General features: G+C 74.5%; 4 protein-coding genes. 2 read left to right on the top strand and 2 right to left on the bottom strand.

Going from position 1 to position 3,242, the window contains the following annotated elements; all coding sequences use genetic code 11:
- Positions 1-192 precede the first annotated feature (192 nt).
- Complete coding sequence (locus tag CCN42_RS38425; protein ID WP_086741855.1) at positions 193-633, bottom strand: SRPBCC family protein; 441 nt, start codon at positions 631-633, stop codon at positions 193-195.
- Between the two features lie 53 nt (positions 634-686).
- Positions 687-1,475 carry a polysaccharide deacetylase family protein gene (locus tag CCN42_RS38420; protein ID WP_422641256.1) on the bottom strand — a complete coding sequence of 263 codons (789 nt, stop codon included), beginning with the start codon at positions 1,473-1,475 and terminating at the stop codon, positions 687-689.
- A 146-nt stretch (positions 1,476-1,621) separates the two neighbouring features.
- On the opposite strand from CCN42_RS38420, the gene CCN42_RS38415 reads away from it, so the two are divergent.
- Positions 1,622-2,620, top strand: a complete 999-nt coding sequence (locus tag CCN42_RS38415; protein ID WP_086741853.1) for a glycosyltransferase family 2 protein — start codon at positions 1,622-1,624, stop codon at positions 2,618-2,620.
- Entirely contained in the window at positions 2,617-3,198 is a 582-nt protein-coding gene (locus CCN42_RS38410; RefSeq protein WP_211294892.1) for an HAD-IIIA family hydrolase, read from the top strand. The genes CCN42_RS38415 and CCN42_RS38410 overlap by 4 nt, the downstream gene beginning before the upstream one ends.
- The last annotated feature ends 44 nt before the right edge of the window (positions 3,199-3,242 follow it).

Genomic DNA, 3,242 nt, shown 5'->3' with positions numbered 1-3,242 from the left:
GAGCGCTGCTCTCGCGGTGAAGGGGTGCTCTCGCAAGGGAGCGCTGCTCTCGCGGAGGAGCGCTGCTCTCGCGGAGGAGCGCTGCTCTCGCGGCGGAACGCCGCTCACGCGGTGGAGCATTGATCGCCTCTCGGGGCGCCGCTCACCCCGCTGCACAGGCGCAAGAGTCCCGGCCCGCGCCCCCGGATGCCTTCATGGCTGTCTGAGCAGCCGGTTCACCGCCCGTCCGAAGACGGCCCGCGACGCCGCCTCGAGCGGCCGGTCGAAGAGCGCGGGCAGCAGCCGTACGCCCAGCTCCTCCCGCCAGATCACCCGTGCCCGCCCGCCGGGACCCGGCCTGACCTCCAGTTCCGCCCAGCCGAGGACGAGACGGCCGCGCTTCTCCAGACGGCACCGCCCCGGCGAGTCGTCACCCGGCGGCTGCCACACCGTGACCTCCATCCGGTCGTCGAAGGAGAGCGGCCCGATCCCCGAGCGGGCCACGAAGACCGTCCCGGTCCGGCTGGGCGGGGGAGTGAGCACACGGACCCGGGTCAGCGGAACGGCGTCCGCGTGCCGGGGCCACTCGGTGAGCCGGCGCCAGGCCTCGGGCAATGGGAGCGGAATGGTGCGTTCCAGGGTGAAGGTGACCACGCGACGATCTTAGGGAGGCGCAGGCCTCCACCGCGCAGACACGGCACCCCTGCCTACCGGTACACCTTCCCCGGCTCCGCCTTCCCGGGCGCCAGCAGCTGCGGCACGGTCACGAAGACGTATCCGCGCTCCTTCAGCGCGTCGATGATCCCGGGTACGGCCGGCACGGTCCCGTCGTAGATGTCGTGCAGCAGGATGATCCCGTCCCGGCCGGCCTGTTCCAGGACCCGCTTCTCGATCAGCGCGGAGTCGTTCGTCATGTAGTCCTTCGCCGTGATGGTCCACAGCACCTCGGAGAGTCCGAGGTCGCGGCAGATCTCGTGCACCGTGTCGTCGGTGCGGCCCTGGGGCGGGCGCATGAGGGTGGGACGGCGGCCGGTCAAGCGCTCTATCGCCTCGTTCGGGCGCTCCAGCTCCTCGCGTATCTCGTCCTCGTCGAGGCTGGTGAGAATCTTGTGGTCCCAGGTGTGGCTGGCGACCTCGTGGCCCTCGGCGGCCATCCGCTTCACCAGCTCCGGGTACTTCTCGATGTGCCGCTTGCCGAGCAGGAAGAAGGTCGCCGGAACCTGCTTGTCCTCGAGGATGTCGAGCAGCCGCGCGGAGTGCTCGCTCGGGCCGGCGTCGAAGGTGAGCGCGATGCACTTGGCGCGGCGGCAGTCCACGGTGCCGAAACCGGCCGCCTCGGCGCCCGCCGCGGCCTCGGCGCGGACGGCGCTCGGCGCGGTGGTGTCCAGGCTCGTGCACCCCGTCAGCGCGAGCGTGAGCGAGAGGGCCGCGGAGGCGATCGCCGCCGTACGGAACCCCGTCGCCCTTCTTTTCATCTTCTTGGTCGCAGAAGGCATGCCGGGACTATACATTGCGTGTATACGCGCGGTTTATAGTGATCCGGTCGTACCAGGAACCCGGCTCCGCGTTTGATCCGGCCGCACCTTGGCACCCGCGAAAGAGCAGTTCGCGCCAGGGGAGCCGACGCCGGAAGGGGCCGCGTATGACCGCCTACGCCGTGGTGATCCCCACCCTCGCCCCCGACTCCCTCGCCGACTGCCTCGCCGCGCTCGCCGCCTCCATCGGCCCCAAGCCGCGGCAGATCGTCCTCGTCGACGACCGCGCCCACCCCGAGCCCGGCTCCCTCGACCACCCACTCGGCGTCCTCGGCGACCTGCGCCCGCGCGCCACCGTGGTCGCGTCCGGAGGCCGCGGCCCCGCCGCCGCCCGCAACACCGGCCTGCGCGCCGTCACCACCCCGTGGGCGGTCTTCCTCGCCGACGACGTCCAGCCCGGCCCGCACTGGTGCGCCCAGCTCGACCGCGACCTCGCCGCCGACGCCCCGGACATCGCGGGCAGCCAGGGCGTCATCGCCGTGCCCCTGCCCGGCGGGCGCGCCCCCACCGAGACCGAACGCGAGACCGCCGCACGTGCCCGCGCCCGCTGGAGCACCGCCGACATGGCCTACCGCACCGACGCCCTCAAACAGGCCCGCGGCTTCGACGAACGCTTCCGCTGCGCCCACCGCGCCGACATCGACCTCGCCCTGCGGCTCCTCGACGCCGGACTGCGTATCCGGCAGGGCCGCCGCACCAGCATGATGCCCGCGCGTCCCGCCGAGCGCTGGGCCTCCCTGCGCGCCCAGCGCCGCCACGCCGACGACGCCCTCATGACGCGGCTGCACGGCCCCCGCTGGTGGCACCGGGCCGTCGCGCCCCCCAGCCGCCCGGCCACCCCGCTCGCCGTCACCGCGACCGGCACCACCGCCTGCGCCCTGGCCCTGACCGGACACCCGCGAGCCGCCCTGGCCGCAGGACTCGGCTGGGCCGCGGGCACCGCCGCGATCGCCCGGGCCCGGATCGCCCCCGGACCCCGCTCCCGCGACGAGGTGACCACCCTGCTCGTCACCAGCGCGCTCAACCCGCCCGCCGCCACCTGGCACCGGCTCGCCGGACGGTGGCGGCACCGCACCGCGCGGTCCTGGCGGGACACGGCCGGATGACCCGCGTCCAGGCCGTGCTCTTCAACCGCGACGGCGTCCTCCTCGACGGCGTCCCCCGGTCGCCCGACGACGTCCGCCCGGCCCCCGGCGCTGCCGAGACCCTGTGGCAGCTGCGCCGGCACGGCCTTCGCACCGGTGTCATCACCCTGCGCGGACCGCTCACCGAGGCCGAGACCCGGCGCGTCGACACCCGCGTCGACGAACTCCTCGGCCCCTTCGACGTCTGGGCGGTCTGCCCCCACGCCGCTGACGCGGACTGCCGTTGCCGCGCCCCGGAACCGGCCTTGCTGCTCTGGGCCGCCGGACGACTGTGCACCGCCCCCGCCGCCTGCGCCCTCGTCGGCGACACCGCCGCCGACGCCGAGGCCGCCCAGCGGGTGGGCGCCCGGGCGCTGCTCCTGCCGACTCGGGGGAACGCGACGGGGAGGCAAGGGGAACGCGAAGGCGCGGAGGAGGGCGCACGCGCTGGGGAGACGGAGGTAGGTGCGGGGGCCGGCGGGACCGCCGTCCAGATCGTCGCCGATCTGCCGGCCGTCGCCCGGGCCCTGGTGCCGCAGACGCCGGACGGGCCCGGCTGAGGCAGGGGCGAGGACGATCCTGTGTCAGCCGTCAGCCGTCAGCC

It is taken from the genome of Streptomyces glaucescens, from assembly GCF_002154375.1.
GTDB lineage: Bacteria > Actinomycetota > Actinomycetes > Streptomycetales > Streptomycetaceae > Streptomyces > Streptomyces glaucescens.
This window is presented reverse-complemented; position numbering and strand designations above follow the sequence as displayed.

Excerpts from the sequence above, each read along its gene's own strand:
- CCN42_RS38420 (WP_422641256.1), bottom strand. The coding sequence starts at position 1,475 with ATGCCTTCTGCGACCAAGAAGATGAAAAGAAGGGCGACGGGGTTCCGT.
- CCN42_RS38410 (WP_211294892.1), top strand. The coding sequence starts at position 2,617 with ATGACCCGCGTCCAGGCCGTGCTCTTCAACCGCGACGGCGTCCTCCTC.
- CCN42_RS38415 (WP_086741853.1), top strand. The coding sequence starts at position 1,622 with ATGACCGCCTACGCCGTGGTGATCCCCACCCTCGCCCCCGACTCCCTC.